We start from the raw sequence: 14797 nt of genomic DNA on the forward strand, positions 1-14797 counted from the left end.
AGCTACGAGCTACGAGCTACGAGCTACGAGCTACGACGTTAGACAGTGTGGAACTCGCGATCCAGGTTCCCGCTCTTTTATCTTTTTCTCGTGGCTCGCGGCTAGACGCTAGCAGCTAACGACGTCAGGAGTTCCCCATGGAAAAAATCGTACTCGCCTCCGGCAATGCCAAGAAACTCGCTGAAATGCAGCACCTGCTGGCGCCGCTGAATATTGAAGTGGTCGCCCAGAGTGAATTCGATGTGCCGGAAGCCGAAGAAACCGGCAGCACCTTTGTGGAAAACGCCATCATCAAGGCCCGCAATGCCTGCAAGCACACCGGCCTGCCTGCCATCGCCGACGATTCCGGGCTCGAGGTCGCCGCGCTGAACGGCAGCCCCGGCATTTTCTCTGCCCGCTTTTCCGGGGTCGGCGCCACCGACGCCAAAAACAACGCCCTGCTGGTAGAGATGCTCACCGAGATTCCGGAAGAGGCTCGCCAGGCCCGCTACGTGGCACTGATTGTATTGATGCATCACGAAGACGACGCCACCCCGTTAATCTGCCAGGGCAACTGGAACGGTCGCATCGTGCTGGAACCCCAGGGCGAGCAAGGCTTTGGCTACGATCCCCATTTCTTTGTGGAAGAAAAAGGCTGCACCGCCGCGCAGTTGCCCGCGGAGGAAAAAAATGCCATCAGCCACCGGGGCAAGGCCATGGGCATGTTGATTGAAGCACTGAAAGCCTAGCCGGTCGCCTGGGAACCTTCACCGCACCTCCGCTCCTCTCTGATAAGGTCAGGGTTTACCGTCAGCAAGGAGCCGCTTCGGTGCCAACCCCACGTCGCCCTTATCCACAGCATTACCTCTGCCTTGCCCTGCTACTGCCTGCCGCCCTGAGCGAGGCCAACCCGCTACACGGCAGCCTGCAGACGCAATGGCACAGCCGCTATGTGAGCGAAGGCCGCGACAACCTCGATGGCCACAGCCTGCATAGCCTTGGCGGCGACCTGACAAAAGACCACGGGGCCCTGGGGGTCTGGCAGGCCTGGGGCGCCGGCAGCAGCGGCTACCGGGAGAACAACCTGTTCGCGGAATACGCGCCGGGCATCGGCCGTTGGGAGCCGTACCTGAACGTGACTTACCTGCAGTTCCACGCAGACGACCCGGCACTGGACACCCCTGATGACGTGGAAGCGGGCTTCGGTATTGCCACCCATCTACGGCCCTGGCTGGCCCTGCGCGCAGACGGCACCTGGAGCAAGCAGGCCGACGGTGCTTTCTATGCGCTATCGCTGGTGGGGGAACAGCCGCTCTGGGCAACCGGCATCGCGCAGCTGCGGCTGACACAAGCCTATGATCAGGGTTACGCCAGCGAAGATTATGACGGCCCCAATCACCGCGAAGTGGGCGTGATGCTCACCTGGCACTGCCACCGGGCAGTCAACCTGTGGGCCGGCTGGCAGCACAGCTGGGCCGGAGAAGATGTGCGCCGCGATGGCGGTGGTGACCTCAGCTGGGGGCAGGTCGGGGTGATGGGTTACTTCTGAGCCCGCGCCAACCAGCGGTCCAGCGCATTGGCAAACCGCCCCTTGTCCTGGTTGGAGAAGCTGGCCGGGCCGCCGGTCTGCATCCCCGCCGAACGCATTTCTTCCATGAAATCACGCATATTCAGGCGTTCGCGCACGGTATCCTTGTCCAGCCAGTGACCACGGGGAGTCACCGCTTCCGCGCCTTTCTCCACCACTTCCGCCGCCAATGGTATGTCCTGGGTCACCACCAGGTCCCCGGCCTCACAGCGCTGCACGATTTCATTATCCGCCACGTCAAAGCCCTGCCCCACCTGAATGGAGCGGATCAACGGCGTACGCGGTACGGCGATATGCTGGTTCGCCACCAGGGTGCAGGGAACCTGCGCCCGCTGCGCAGCACGGAATAACACTTCTTTCACCGGACGCGGGCACGCGTCCGCATCAACCCAGATATGCACCATATAAACCAGTTGATAATTGACAGTGGACAGTTGACAGCTAAAACCCAGGAAGCCCCATAGCTCGACGCAACTCTTTGTTTTTCGCTGTCCATTGTCAACTATCAACTATCAACCATTCTGCTACCATGCCCACTCTCTTCCCATTGCCTCAGCTGCTTCAACACTCATGCCCCTGACCAATCCGCCGCTTTCGCTGTACATCCACACCCCCTGGTGCGTGCGCAAATGCCCCTATTGCGATTTCAACTCCCATGAGCGGGGCGAGATTCCGGAAGCTGCCTACCTGCAGGCTCTGCTTACCGATCTGGAACAGGATTTACCGCTGATCGGTGACCGTCCGGTGGAAACGGTGTTTATTGGCGGCGGCACCCCCAGCCTGATGTCCGCCGACTTTTACCGACAACTTTTCCAGGGTATTCGCCAGCGGCTGACCCTGCAGCCAGACGCCGAGATCACCCTGGAAGCCAACCCGGGCACCCTGGAAGCCGGCCGTTTCGAAGGCTTTCGCGCGGCAGGCATCAACCGCCTGTCTATCGGTGTCCAGAGTTTCAATAACACGCATCTGCAAGCGCTGGGGCGCATCCACGATGCCAGCGCCGCCATCGACGCCGCCCACCAGGCGCAAGCCGCCGGCTTCGACAATTTCAATCTGGATATCATGCATGCGCTGCCCGGGCAGAGCCACGCCCAGGCCCTGGACGATCTGCAGCAGGCCATCGCCCTGCAACCCACGCACCTGAGCTGGTACGAGCTGACCATCGAGCCCAATACCGTTTTCTACCGCGCGCCTCCGATCCAGCCAGACGGCGACGCCATGGCCGACACCGAACAGGCCGGCTTCGCCCTGCTCGCGCAGCACGGTTACCAGCGCTACGAAATTTCCGCCTTCGCGCAATCTGGACACCGCTGCCGGCATAATCTCAATTACTGGCAATTCGGGGACTATCTTGGCATAGGCGCCGGTGCTCACGGCAAGATCACTGACGCGACACAGGGCAGCGTGCATCGTTACCAGAAAACCCGAAAACCCGAGGACTACCTGACCGACGCCGCCCATGCTCGCCGCCAGTACCAGTCCATTGCCCGCGAGGACCGCCTGTTTGAGGCCCTGCTCAACGGCTTGCGCTTGGTCAACGGCATCACTTGGCAGACACTGGAGGACGCCACCGGAGAGCCGGTCTGGCAATGGCAAAACGCCCTTGTCCCGCTGGAACAGCAGGGGTTGCTCGCCATCACAGACCAACGACTGGCCTGTACCGATAATGGTTTACGTCACCTGAACGGCTTGCTGGAAAAACTGGCAGCGGCGCTTCTGTAGGCGGCACGTTTGTCTGCACGACAACAAAAGCGCTTGAACCCTATTGCAAGGCTATTCACACTGAATGGCGGGATCACAAAAGATTATGACTATGACAAAAACACGCAGCGGGCGCGAACAAGCGCTGGCAGAAAGAGAACAGCTCTTTATTGAGGCAACCCGGCAACAGCTCTGCGATGAAGGCTTGCTGGGCGTGCAGATGGCGGCCATTGCCCGCAGCTGCAATTTTGCCACGGGCACACTCTATCACCACTTCGCCTCCAAGGAAGACCTGCTCATCGCGGTCTGCACCGAGCTGACCACCACGCGGCGGGAATACTTCGAGAAAGTCGCCCATTCCGACCTTCCCAACCGCGACAAGATGCTGGGCTTTGCTCTGGCCTACTCACTGTTTGCCCAGCATTACCCTGAACACTTCCGGCTCGAACAGTACATCATGACCGAAGTGGTCTGGCTGGCGTCATCACCCAGCCGCCGGGAGCAGTTCCTGACCGCCACCCAGCCTATTGGCAGGATGGTAGAACAGGTGGTTCGCGATGCCATTAGCAGTAACGAACTGGAAGACCATGGCCAGGACCCGCTGACATTCAGCATTGGCCAGTGGTCCATGTCCATGGGCATGCATACGCTGATCCATGCCGACGGCATCCTGGATATGTACGATCTGAAAGACCCTCACAGGTTGCTACTGCGCAACGTGCAGCTCCAACTCAATGCCCTGCAATGGCAGCCGCTTGACGCCCCCCCCTTTGATGACGACGCACTGAGCAGCAAAGTAGCCAGCCTCTGCGACACGCTGTTCGCCGAGCTGTGCACTGAAAAAGGCAGTTGCCTCAAACTTGGTTGCGCCTGAGCCCCGTCTCGGCCGTCTGCCAACCATAAAAAAGCCCCGCAAGTGCGGCAATGCTGTTCACTTAAGAGAAGCAGCGCTGCGCCAACATCTTCGTCATGCGAGCATGACTTCCCACCAATCCCAAAGTTTGAGGGAGATTGTGGGAAGCGATGTTTACATCGCGAAGGCTTTAGGCATGGCACAGAACCTTAAGTGAACGGTATTACCGCAAGTGCGGGGCTTTTTTATGGTGCAATGAACAACGATTATTCTGCGCTGGCCACCGCTTCCTGTTCCTGTTTTTCGTTTTCCTGCAGTTCTTTTTCTGCCTTCAGGCTCTCGTGCTGAGCCGGCGTACAACCGAGGCAACGAACGAAAGTATTCTTGCCCGGATTCATCACCAGCACTTCACCGGCTTCTCCCGGATTGCCCCCCAGCAGGCTGAACGGCAGCGTGACCACATAAAGGCCTGCTCCCACCACCGTGGATGCCAGCAGCAATGGGCGCGCAAAAACCGCGTCGCCGATCATCGCCATTTCCCCCGGCCGATCCAGCTGTGATTCAGCCGCCTGTGCCGTGACGGGCGCCATGGCAGCAAACAGCATGGTGGAGGCGAGTACGGATGCCACTACCGGGCGCTTTGCTCGCTTCATGGTGAGTCCCTCTTGTATTTTTATAGTTGAACCTGAAACCCTGACTTCATCGCGGCGCCTGACGCGAGCCTTCTCCGCCACAGAAGATTTTCTTCAGTCAATCGTATACCCATACGACATTCCTTCAGAAAACCTCCTGTGACAGCAAATTCTCACGCCATGCATCCACACTGAAATCACCGTTTCAAGTTAAAGTATCGCTGACATTGTTTCAGCTAAGTCGTTAATATTCCGACAATTGCATCACAATCTACACCTTTGTTCTTAGGCCAGCAATAGGTCTGGCGCTCAATCATTGATCAGCACCGACGCAAGGCGATCCCCCCCATCCTGCACCCCCGTCACCGCTGGCATTGCGGGCAATAGGCCGTACTGCGCTGGCCATGCCGATCCGCCTTCAGGATGGCTTCGCATTGCAGGCAGGGCTGGCCAGCGCGGCCATATACATTCAGCGACTGGGCAAAATACCCGGGCTGACCATCCGCACGGGTAAAATCCTTCAGGGTCGTCCCGCCCGCCTCAATCGCCCGGGCCAGCACCACCTTGATGGCCTCCGCCAGCGCCTGATAGCGCGCCAGGGAAATACGCCCGGCCGCCCGTGATGGATGGATACCGGCCATAAACAGGCTTTCCTGGGCGTAAATATTGCCCACCCCCACCACCGTGGCGTTATCCATGATGAAGCTCTTCACTGCCACCTTTCGCCCCCGGGAACGGGCAAACATCCCCTCACCGCTAAAAGCCTCACTAAGCGGCTCCGGCCCCAGCGACTGCAACAAGCTGTGTGGCTCTTCGCCGGCCTGGAACAGCACCGTGCCGAACCGGCGCGGATCATTGAAACGCAGCACCTTGCCGCTATCGAGCAACAGATCCACATGGTCGTGTTTGCGCAATGGCAAGCTCGCATCCACCACCCGCAGGGTGCCGGACATGCCCAGATGAATCAGCACCTGCCCGTGCTCCAGCTCGATAAGAAGGTACTTGGCCCGCCGGCGCAAGGCCACAACAGGGCAATCACGCAACGCATAAAGGGCCTCACTGACCGGCCAGCGCAGGCGCGGCTCACGCACCGTCACCGACGTCAAAATGCGCCCCTGCACATGCGGGCGAATGCCGCGCAGGGTGGTTTCCACTTCAGGTAATTCAGGCATAAGACAATCAGTTGGCAGTTGATAGTGGACAATTGACAGCGAAGGGCGCGCTGGCGCCAGCTATGTTACCTTGCTGCCAGTTTTTTTGTCTTTCGCTGTCAACTTTCAACTGTTAACTGTCAACTGATATGTCCGTTTCCTACTGGCTCGGCGTCGATACCGGCGGCACTTTTACTGATTTTGTTCTGCTGGGCGACGGTGAACCGCGCATCCACAAAGTGCTGTCCACACCCTCATCCCCGGAGCGGGCCATCCTGCAGGGCATCACGGAGCTTGGCCTGAGTGATGCCATGGCCAGCGGGCAGTTAGCCATTGTTCACGGCACCACCGTGGCCACCAACGCGGCCCTGGAAGGCAAGGGCGCCCGCACACTGCTGATTACCAATGAAGGGCTGGAGGACATTCTCCGCATTGGCCGCCAGAACCGGCCAGAACTCTACAATCTGACGCCCCCCAGCAACGCCTCTGCGGTCAGCCTGCTGCCCGCGCTCGGCTGCCCGGCACGGCTGGATGCCGCCGGCCACCCCGTGACACCGCTCACCGACGCCCACATTGCCACCCTGTTGAGCGCCGTCCGCGAGCTGGACCCGGAATCCATCGCCCTGTGCCTGCTGTTCAGCTACCTGAACCCGGAGCACGAACAACGGCTCAATGACGCCTTGCGTGATGCCGGCTTTGCGGTGAGCCCATCACACCAGATACTGCCCACCCGGGGCGAATACGAACGGGGCATGGCCACCTGGCTGAATGCCTGGCTGGCCCCCCGCGTCGCCGACTACCTGCAACGCCTGCAACAGGCCACGGCCCCCGCGCCACTGGCTATCATGCAATCCCACGGTGGCACCATTGCCTCTCAGCAGGCGGCCGATCTGGCCGTCAACCTGCTGTTGTCCGGCCCTGCCGGCGGGCTGGCCGCTGCCCAGCGACTGGGGCAGCAGCTGCAGCAACCGCAGCTGATGACCTTCGACATGGGCGGCACCTCCACCGATGTGGCCTTGCTTGATGGCGATATCCGCCTCACCCAGCAGGGCCACATTGGCCCCTATCCGGTGGCCGTTCCCATGGTGGACATGCACACCATCGGCGCTGGCGGCGGCTCGCTGGCCTATGTGGATGACGCGGGCCTGCTGCATGTGGGCCCGCAATCCGCTGGTGCCGACCCCGGCCCCGCCTGCTACGGCAAAGGCGGGCAACAGGTCACCGTCACCGATGCCAATGTGGTGCTGGGCCGGCTACAGCCGGACTTTGCACTCGGTGGCTCACTGGCGCTGGATGTGCCCGCCGCGGAACAGGCCATGGACAGGCTCGCCCAGGCCCTGGGCCTGACGCGCCAGCAAGCCGCCGACGGGGTACTGGCCCTGGCCAACGAACACATGACCCAGGCGCTGCGGGTAATCTCCATCCAGAAAGGCTTCGACCCCGCGGACTTCGCACTGATGAGCTTCGGTGGCGCCGGCGGCCTGCATGTCTGCGCGCTGGCCGACAACCTGGGCATGACCCAAGCCATTGTGCCGCAACGGGCAGGCGTCCTGTCCGCCGAGGGGCTGGTCTACGCCCCGCGCAAACGGGAAATGCTGCAGGCTCTGCCAGCACAGGTGGACGAATCCCTGTTGGACGAGCGTATTGCGCAGCTGCAGCAACAGGGCCAGACAGAACTGATGGCCGAAGGCGTCAGCGCAGACCGGATTCGCCACCGGGTATTCGTGGACATGTGCTACCGGGGGCAATCTTCCGTCCTGCAGATTGACTGGGGCCCCACGCTGGCCGACCGGGAAAGCCGCTTCCATACCGCCCACCAGCAACGCTTTGGTCACCAGCTGGGGCTCCCCGTTGAGCAGGTCAACCTGCGCGTCCAGAGCCAGGCCCAGAGCAACCCGCCAACCCAGCCGGACCGCCATACCCGGAGCGCGTCAGCAGAACGCCACATTACGCTACCAGGCATGCACACAGCGGCGGCCGTGTATAACCGTGAATCACTGGGCGCCGGCCAACGCATCACCGGGCCCGCCCTGATCTACGAAGCCGTGGGCACCACCTGGCTGGCCGCAGACTGGCATGCCACCGTCGATCCCCAGGGCCACCTGTTGTTACAGCGCAACGCATAACGGCCGCAGCAGCCATCCGTCAGTCAACAGGCACCTTTGGGACCCTGATTGGCCGTAAAGTCCGAATTTGACCCGTTTAGTGTCTTATGCCCGTCATCCCGGGTAGGGCACAATAGCGGCTCCGTCTTTTTACTGTGCGACATCTATGCTGAATTATCTGAGTGAGGGCCTGCTGGCTCCGAGTCTCGGTGCCCTGGTGCTGATCACCCTGGCCATGACCCACGTGACCATTGTCAGCGTCACCGTCTACCTGCACCGCTATTCCGCGCACCGGGCGTTGGACATGAACCCGGTGCTCAAGCATTTCTTCCGTTTCTGGCTGTGGCTCACCACCGCCCAGAACACCCTGGAGTGGACCGCCATCCACCGCAAACACCACGCCAAGTGCGAGACCGAAGAGGACCCGCACAGCCCGGTGGTGAAAGGCATTCGTAAAGTACTGAGCGAAGGGGCCGAACTGTACCGCGAAGAAGCGGAAAACGAAGAGACCCTGAAGAAGTATGGCGCTGGCTGCCCGAACGACTGGGTGGAACGTAACGTCTATTCCCGTTTCCCCATGGGCGGCATCGCCCTGATGGCAGTCATCGACCTGCTGCTGTTTGGCGCCGCGGGCATTACCGTGTGGGCCGTACAGATGATCTGGATCCCGCTGTTCGCCGCTGGCGTCATTAACGGCCTGGGCCACTACTGGGGCTACCGGAACTTCGAGTGCGCCGATGCGTCACGCAACATTTCGCCCTGGGGCATCCTGATTGGCGGCGAAGAGCTGCACAACAATCACCACACCTATCCAAATTCCGCCAAGCTGTCCGTACGCCGCTTTGAATTTGATGCCGGCTGGGCCTGGATTCGCCTGTTCGAGATGCTGGGACTGGCCAAGGTGAAAAAAGTCGCGCCGAAACCGGCCCTGGAGAAAAGTGCCCACGGAATTGACCTTGATGCCCTGCGCGGCGTCATGCAACACCGTTTTCAGGTTATGCGTCATTACCGCAAAACCGTGATCACCCCGGTCTTCAAACAGGAACAGGCTCGCGCCTGTGACGCCACACGCGACCTATACGGCCGCGCCAAGGCGTTACTGCACCGGGATATCACCCTGATCAAACCGAGCCAGAAAAAGCATCTGCAGAAATTAACCGAAAGTAACGAAACCCTGGAGGCCATCTACCAATTTCGTCTTCGTCTGCAGGACATCTGGAGCCAAACTAGCCGTAACTCCGCAGAAATGGTGGAAGCGTTAGAGCAGTGGTATCACGATGCCAGGGAATCCGGCATTGTTGCCTTGCAGGAGTTTGCGGATCGTCTGGCCCATTACCGGCCACAGCAGGCCACAACTGCCTGATAGCAAAAAGGCCGCGCAAGCGGCCTTTTTTATACTTTCCTATCCAGGATCAGTCCGCCACATCGATGTTTTCGATAAGCTGAACCCCATCCTGATTGGCTGCCGATATATTGACGGATATCCCGCCCAATCCCACACCCAGTGTGCGTAACAGCGGATTGATCAGGCCTTCACCGAGGCTGGCCACCACATCGGACAATAAATCTTCAATCAGATCCACAACCGGATTAAGCAGCGAGCCCAGGGGAATACCGCCAAATTGGCCGGTTTCCAGCAATGTTGCCTCATTGATCGTTATCCCCAGATCCAGACCGGACAGGCCATCACCAAGCTCCTCGTGAGACAGATCTGAACAACCCTCTACGGGGTCGCAATAGAGGTCATAACGAGGATCCAGCACAACGGTTTCTTCCACTCCAGGAACAGAACCATCCACTTCCGCATTGAGATGCAATAACGGCCCCAGCTTCAAAATTCCGGAAAGAAGTTGTAGTTCGCCGACATCGGCATCAAGCGCCGCAGGCTGCAGATTTCCGTCACTATCCAGCGAACCCGTAACGATACGCGCCACTTCCCTTTCCAGGTTTACCGCAAACTCAACGGTGTTCTGAGCCCCTTTGGCACACTCCGCTGACACCAGAGCCCCTTCGCCACCACCAGCATTGACCGACAGGGGAATATCCAGATCTGCCAGCGAAAACTCTACAATTCCCAACAGACCGATAGGCAATATTTGTGCGTTGGCGGAAAGCTGCAGGGTCACATCCGGTGCGTAGAACTGCGTTTTCCAGTTGCCATCCTGATCCTGCCTGGCTGGGCCTGTCACCACGGTTGGAGGCTCACCGACATGAAGCCCGAGGTCTACAGCATTGATATTGGCAATTAACGGGATGTTGAGATCATTGATATTGAGAGGCAGGTCCAATATCCCTCCCTCGCCTGCTTGCTGCTGTTCTGCCAGATTCAGCACCAGACTGATCACCAGATCATAAACGGGGAATTCACTGTCTTCCGGAACAGATGCACCCTCAACCACTTCAATAATGTCACCGACTTTGATGGTTTCGATGCCCTGAGAGACCGCGATATCATCCAGCATGGTGGCAATCGGCGCCGCAACACCGCCAACATCCCCGATAGCCGTTGCCAGCAAGTCGGCATCCAGGTCCAGAAATTCTGCCACGTCATCGACCCCGAGATTGGACAGCAGATCACCAAGTCGAACAGTCGCATTTTCCAGGCTATCCAGGCTGGTCGGATCCAGAGAAAACCCCGGCTGCTCCAAAACACGGCCCAACAATGCCCCCAGCAGACTGGCATCACCACCCACCCCGGCCGTACCGCCAGCAGCACTGATAGTGGCAACAACTTCCTTGCGAGTCGCCGCATTCACCGTGATATCCAGGCTGCCGAAAACGGACTGTGGCAGCAGCATGGAGATCGGTTCGTTGCGGGTATAGGTCACCAGTACGGCATTACTTTCTTCAACGAAGTTCACCGGCCGAAACGAAAGAACATCGCTGTCGTCCGCGTCTTCAATCAGGCCGACCTGAACCTGCAACGAGCCATCCTCTTCACTAAAACCCTGAGCCTTAGCGGCGGCAAGTGCCCGGGCCTGGATCACTGCCGTACTGACAAATTGGCCACCACAACTCTGCGCTTCGCCCGCCGCTGCCTGCGCCGCCACATTTACCTGCGCCTGCATTTCGCCACGCAGCATATACAGGCGCGCACCATCCAGTGCCATCACCGACAGGATGACGACGATCACCAGCAATAGCGGCGTAATTACCGTCAGGGCGCCTTGCTGGCGCCGGTAATTACTCGTCGCGGGTCTGTTCACCGAAGGTATCCGGTATGGCCGTGCGGAATGAATCCGCCAGGCGGCGCTGAGTATCCACATAGATAGGAGCAGACAGCTCACTTTTCTCTGCCGGCCGGGAGTCCCGCTGCTGGTTCAGCAGCCAGTCAGTCACCGTTTCCGGCACGTTATCCACCACCTGGTCAGAAACACCAAAGCTGTAGTCCTGCTGGGGTTCGGCTGCTACAGCCAGCCCCGGCAATAGACATACCAAAAGCCATTTTTTCATGGTGCGGCCCTCCCGAATTGTTGACTGAGTTTCTCTGCATAGGCCAGTTCATCCGCCGAGAAACCATATTGAGACTGCAATTCCTGAATGCCTTTTTTGTTATCACTCATCAGGTATGCCACCGCCAGATTCTGTCGAACCGGCCCCTGGCCATTGGCCAACTCCAGTGCAGTACGCAGTTCAAACGCGGCATCGTCATACCGGCCCACCAACAACAAGGCATAACCGTAATCATTGCGCACCTGTGATGTGGCCGGTGCCATGTCGCGGGCCTTTTCCAGATGCGAAATCGCCGACATGACCTCATGGCGTTTCAGCAACACCATGCCCAGGCCATGCTCACTGCGGCCATCACCACAACGGTTGGCCAGGGCCCGATATACCTCTTCCGATTCTTCCAGTTTGCCGGACGCCGCCAACAACTGTCCGTAGCGCAACCAGTGATCGATGGCGTTCATCGGATCATTTTCCAGCTGCGCCAACGCTGCATAATTTCGCCCTTTGGCCATCAGTGTATCGACCATTTCCAGGTCGACCCTCTGCTCTGGCTGCAGCGCATCCTTGCAGACAATGCCAGACACATCCACGGTACCGCTTGCCTGTGCAGGTGCACCTTGGTGGGCGCAGCCCGCCAGCACTGCCAGCAGCGCCCCAGCGCACAGACCTCCCCAATTACTGCCACGCATGTCCCTGCTCCCTTTCATCGTGTCAACGCCTCGGCAATGGATACCACCGCCGGGCCACCTATCAAAATAAATAATGCGGGCAACATAAACGCCATCATGATGACCGTCATTTTCGCGCCAATCCGGTTGGTTTCTTCCCGAATCCGGTTGCGCTCCACGTTCTGCGCTTCTTCAATAATCTGCTCGAGACTGTGTGACACACCCGAGCCCAACTGACTGCTCTGTTTCATCAATACCACGTAGCTGCGCAATACCGGAATCCGTTTGTTCTCCCCCAATTCCTCCAGGGCCTGGCTGCGCTCTGCGCCGGATTTCATCAGTCGGTTAAAGCGGTCGATACGGGTAATCAGAATCGGCAACAAGGGCCGCCCCTGCACGCCGATAATGCGCAGCACCCGTTCCAGAGAGAGCCCCGCTTCCATCAACATTCGCGTCAGGTGGCACAGCTCCACCGCCTCCAGATTCTGGCGCATTTCTGCCTGCGCCCCCATGGTGCGAATCATTCTACGCGGCAGGATAAAACCACCAGCGGACGCCACCAGACCACCCAGAGCGCCAAAGAAAACAAATCCAATGATTGCCACGAACACCGGCAAAAACCAGCAAGACAACAGGTAAATAACCTGGGATTGTTCCCGGGTTTTGCCCATGCCTTTCAGCGCAACGCGAATATCCTCATAGTCACTGGCGGCAAGGGACGACTCGGTCAGCGCTCCGGACAAACGCCACAACCAGAAACCGCCATCATCGCTTTCTGTGTGAGCGCCTGAGGTATCGTTCAGTCGCGCATGAACCCGCGCTCGCATTTCCCATTCACGGGCCTTGAACAACAGCAACCACAAGGCGATCGCCACCAACACTATCGACACGGCCAGCAGCAGATTATTCACGCCCCACCCCCTGCACCATGCGCCAGATAATCACCACCCCGATACCCTGTAGAACACCGGCGATGATCAACATGGTGTGACCGGTATCCGTGCGCAGCAGCACATCGGCATACTTCTCGTTAATCAGCATCATGTAGACCGCCATACCCAGCGGCAGCAAGGTAAAGGCGCCGGCGGTGAAACGCGTTTCTGCCGTGGACGCGAGGAACTCGCGACGCAACTCCTGTTGCGAACGCAGGGAGTTCGCCACTTGCTGCAATACCGGACGAATGGAAGAACCAAAACGGGCAGAGGTACGCAAGGCGATGGAAACCAGCACCAGTGAGGGCACCTGATACAAGCGCGCAAAATCGTCAAAGAGTCCGGTGTAATCACGGCCGGATTCCACCGCGCTACGCAGACGGAAGGTCAGTGACGCAAACACCGGCGGCGCATCCTGGAACGATTCCAGCAGTGAGGCTTCCAGAGAACGGCCCGCCCCCATGTAGCGAAGCGTGGAATCCATGATCCCGGGCAAGGATTCAAAAATAGTGCGACGCTGCTGCTGAAAACGAAAACGCCAGTACAACCAGAGGCTGGCAACAATGAACAGCGCCAGCACCGCCGTGGCAATCAGCCCTGAAGAGGCCAGCACCAATGCCAGGATGACAAAAATAACGATCGCCATCAGCGTAAGCTGGGTGCGGGACAGTCGAATATCCGCCCGCAACAACAATCGGTCCAGAGGTCCACTGACCACTCGCGCCTGCCCTGCTTCCTGGCCCATCTCAATGCGTTGCTGCAACCGTTGCCGCACCCGGTCGTTGACCAGGCTACGCTGGCGATAACGAAACCAGACCAGCTGCAGCAGCACCGTCAGCACGGCAATGATGCCGAGCATCTGTGCCATGCCGAGCAGCTCAACCGCGCTCATCATTACTCCGGTACAGGTAATCCATGTGATACAGGTCATCGCTGGTCGGCGTCAGCGCCACCACCTCGCTGACCCGTCGACTACCATCCGCTGTTCGTTCCAGCTGAATGATGATATCCAGGGCAGAACCGATCAGCCGGGCAATGGCCGTTTCACTGGCGTCATAGCCGCTCACCGCCAGCAGGGTTTCAATTCGCACCAGGGCATCACGGGAACTGTTGGCATGAATGGTACTCATGGACCCTTCGTGGCCGGTGTTCATGGCCTGCAACAGTTCGATAATTTCATTGGAACGCACTTCCCCCAGAATCACCCGATCCGGGCGCATGCGCAGCGCGTTGATAACCAGCTCCCGGGCGCTGATCCGGCCCTTGCCCTCGGTATTGGCCGGGCGGGTTTCCAGGCGCACCACATGGGGATGGTTGAACACCAGCTCTGCTGAATCCTCAATGGTAAGGATCCGTTCCGTGCGCGGAATGTACTGACTGATCAGGTTCAGCATGGTGGTCTTACCCGTGCCGGTACCGCCGCTGATAATAATATTGCGCCGCGATTCCACTGCCTTGACCATGATGTCCAGGCAGGCGTCCGTCAGTGAGCCAGACTCGATCAGCTCACGGGCAGTCAGATGGTTACGGGTAAACTTGCGAACACTGATACTGGGGCCATCCAGTGCCAGCGGCGGGATAATGGCATTCACCCGCGAACCGTCTGGCAGGCGCGCATCCACCATCGGGCTGGACTCATCCAGACGCCGCCCGAGTGGCGCCAACATGCGACGAATGACCCGCACCACATGGTCATCATTGATAAACCGGACGGACGCTTTTTGCAGCACCCCCGCCA

General features: G+C 59.1%; 15 protein-coding genes. 6 read left to right on the top strand and 9 right to left on the bottom strand.

Annotation, left to right across the window (positions count from 1 at the left end; all coding sequences use genetic code 11):
* The first annotated feature begins 137 nt into the window (after positions 1-137).
* Together rdgB and A3730_RS23395 are read left to right on the top strand one after the other, a co-directional pair.
* Positions 138-728 (top strand): RdgB/HAM1 family non-canonical purine NTP pyrophosphatase, encoded by a 591-nt coding sequence (gene rdgB, locus A3730_RS23390; RefSeq protein WP_063520919.1) that lies wholly within the window; start codon positions 138-140, stop codon positions 726-728.
* Positions 729-808: 80 nt separating this feature from the next.
* Complete coding sequence (locus A3730_RS23395) at positions 809-1528, top strand: hypothetical protein (RefSeq protein WP_063520596.1); 720 nt, start codon at positions 809-811, stop codon at positions 1526-1528.
* Here the strand turns inward: A3730_RS23395 and A3730_RS23400 are convergent.
* The gene (locus tag A3730_RS23400) at positions 1519-1971 is read right to left on the bottom strand and encodes a YaiI/YqxD family protein (protein WP_363970987.1); all 453 of its coding nucleotides are present in this window, start codon (positions 1969-1971) and stop codon (positions 1519-1521) included. The genes A3730_RS23395 and A3730_RS23400 overlap by 10 nt on opposite strands.
* 166 nt (positions 1972-2137) lie before the next feature.
* Between A3730_RS23400 and hemW the strand changes: the two genes are divergently transcribed.
* Complete coding sequence (hemW, locus tag A3730_RS23405) at positions 2138-3289, top strand: radical SAM family heme chaperone HemW (RefSeq protein ID WP_063539071.1); 1152 nt, start codon at positions 2138-2140, stop codon at positions 3287-3289.
* 91 nt (positions 3290-3380) lie between these two features.
* Positions 3381-4142, top strand: coding sequence for a TetR/AcrR family transcriptional regulator (locus A3730_RS23410; protein WP_231880721.1), 762 nt, complete (start codon positions 3381-3383; stop codon positions 4140-4142).
* A gap of 245 nt (positions 4143-4387) precedes the next feature.
* Here the strand turns inward: A3730_RS23410 and A3730_RS23415 are convergent, their stop codons facing one another.
* Together A3730_RS23415 and mutM are read right to left on the bottom strand one after the other, a co-directional pair.
* Entirely contained in the window at positions 4388-4774 is a 387-nt protein-coding gene (locus A3730_RS23415) for a hypothetical protein (protein ID WP_063518896.1), read from the bottom strand.
* 341 nt (positions 4775-5115) lie between these two features.
* Positions 5116-5925, bottom strand: a complete 810-nt coding sequence (gene mutM, locus A3730_RS23420) for a bifunctional DNA-formamidopyrimidine glycosylase/DNA-(apurinic or apyrimidinic site) lyase (protein WP_063518897.1) — start codon at positions 5923-5925, stop codon at positions 5116-5118.
* Positions 5926-6053: 128 nt separating this feature from the next.
* On the opposite strand from mutM, the gene A3730_RS23425 reads away from it, so the two are divergent.
* Positions 6054-8030, top strand: coding sequence for a hydantoinase/oxoprolinase family protein (locus A3730_RS23425; protein ID WP_063518898.1), 1977 nt, complete (start codon positions 6054-6056; stop codon positions 8028-8030).
* A 145-nt stretch (positions 8031-8175) separates the two neighbouring features.
* A complete protein-coding gene (locus A3730_RS23430; RefSeq protein ID WP_063518899.1) occupies positions 8176-9372 on the top strand; it encodes an acyl-CoA desaturase in 1197 nt (398 codons plus the stop codon).
* A 49-nt stretch (positions 9373-9421) separates the two neighbouring features.
* On the opposite strand, the gene A3730_RS23435 is transcribed toward A3730_RS23430, so the two are convergent.
* From A3730_RS23435 to A3730_RS23460, 6 genes are all read right to left on the bottom strand, one after another.
* Entirely contained in the window at positions 9422-11215 is a 1794-nt protein-coding gene (locus A3730_RS23435; RefSeq protein ID WP_156501322.1) for a hypothetical protein, read from the bottom strand.
* Positions 11193-11462, bottom strand: a complete 270-nt coding sequence (locus tag A3730_RS23440; protein WP_063521250.1) for a hypothetical protein — start codon at positions 11460-11462, stop codon at positions 11193-11195. The genes A3730_RS23435 and A3730_RS23440 overlap by 23 nt, the downstream gene beginning before the upstream one ends.
* Positions 11459-12148, bottom strand: a complete 690-nt coding sequence (locus A3730_RS23445; RefSeq protein ID WP_063521251.1) for a tetratricopeptide repeat protein — start codon at positions 12146-12148, stop codon at positions 11459-11461. Before A3730_RS23445 ends, A3730_RS23440 begins: the two co-directional genes overlap by 4 nt.
* Positions 12149-12162: 14 nt before the next feature.
* Entirely contained in the window at positions 12163-13038 is an 876-nt protein-coding gene (locus A3730_RS23450) for a type II secretion system F family protein (protein ID WP_063521252.1), read from the bottom strand.
* Entirely contained in the window at positions 13031-13990 is a 960-nt protein-coding gene (locus A3730_RS23455; protein WP_231884026.1) for a type II secretion system F family protein, read from the bottom strand. The genes A3730_RS23450 and A3730_RS23455 overlap by 8 nt, the downstream gene beginning before the upstream one ends.
* A partial coding sequence (locus A3730_RS23460) for a CpaF family protein (protein ID WP_063539077.1) occupies positions 13938-14797 on the bottom strand: 860 nt, incomplete at its 5' end. The genes A3730_RS23460 and A3730_RS23455, both read right to left, overlap by 53 nt.

It is taken from the genome of Alcanivorax sp. HI0044, assembly GCF_001634945.1.

Coding starts and splice junctions, on each gene's coding strand:
- A3730_RS23430 (WP_063518899.1), top strand. CDS start 8,176: ATGCTGAATTATCTGAGTGAGGGCCTGCTGGCTCCGAGTCTCGGTGCC.
- A3730_RS23415 (WP_063518896.1), bottom strand. CDS start 4,774: ATGAAGCGAGCAAAGCGCCCGGTAGTGGCATCCGTACTCGCCTCCACC.
- A3730_RS23440 (WP_063521250.1), bottom strand. CDS start 11,462: ATGAAAAAATGGCTTTTGGTATGTCTATTGCCGGGGCTGGCTGTAGCA.
- A3730_RS23425 (WP_063518898.1), top strand. CDS start 6,054: ATGTCCGTTTCCTACTGGCTCGGCGTCGATACCGGCGGCACTTTTACT.
- rdgB (WP_063520919.1), top strand. CDS start 138: ATGGAAAAAATCGTACTCGCCTCCGGCAATGCCAAGAAACTCGCTGAA.
- hemW (WP_063539071.1), top strand. CDS start 2,138: ATGCCCCTGACCAATCCGCCGCTTTCGCTGTACATCCACACCCCCTGG.
- A3730_RS23400 (WP_363970987.1), bottom strand. CDS start 1,971: ATGGTGCATATCTGGGTTGATGCGGACGCGTGCCCGCGTCCGGTGAAA.
- A3730_RS23410 (WP_231880721.1), top strand. CDS start 3,381: ATGACAAAAACACGCAGCGGGCGCGAACAAGCGCTGGCAGAAAGAGAA.
- mutM (WP_063518897.1), bottom strand. CDS start 5,925: ATGCCTGAATTACCTGAAGTGGAAACCACCCTGCGCGGCATTCGCCCG.
- A3730_RS23445 (WP_063521251.1), bottom strand. CDS start 12,148: ATGCGTGGCAGTAATTGGGGAGGTCTGTGCGCTGGGGCGCTGCTGGCA.
- A3730_RS23455 (WP_231884026.1), bottom strand. CDS start 13,990: ATGACCTGTATCACATGGATTACCTGTACCGGAGTAATGATGAGCGCG.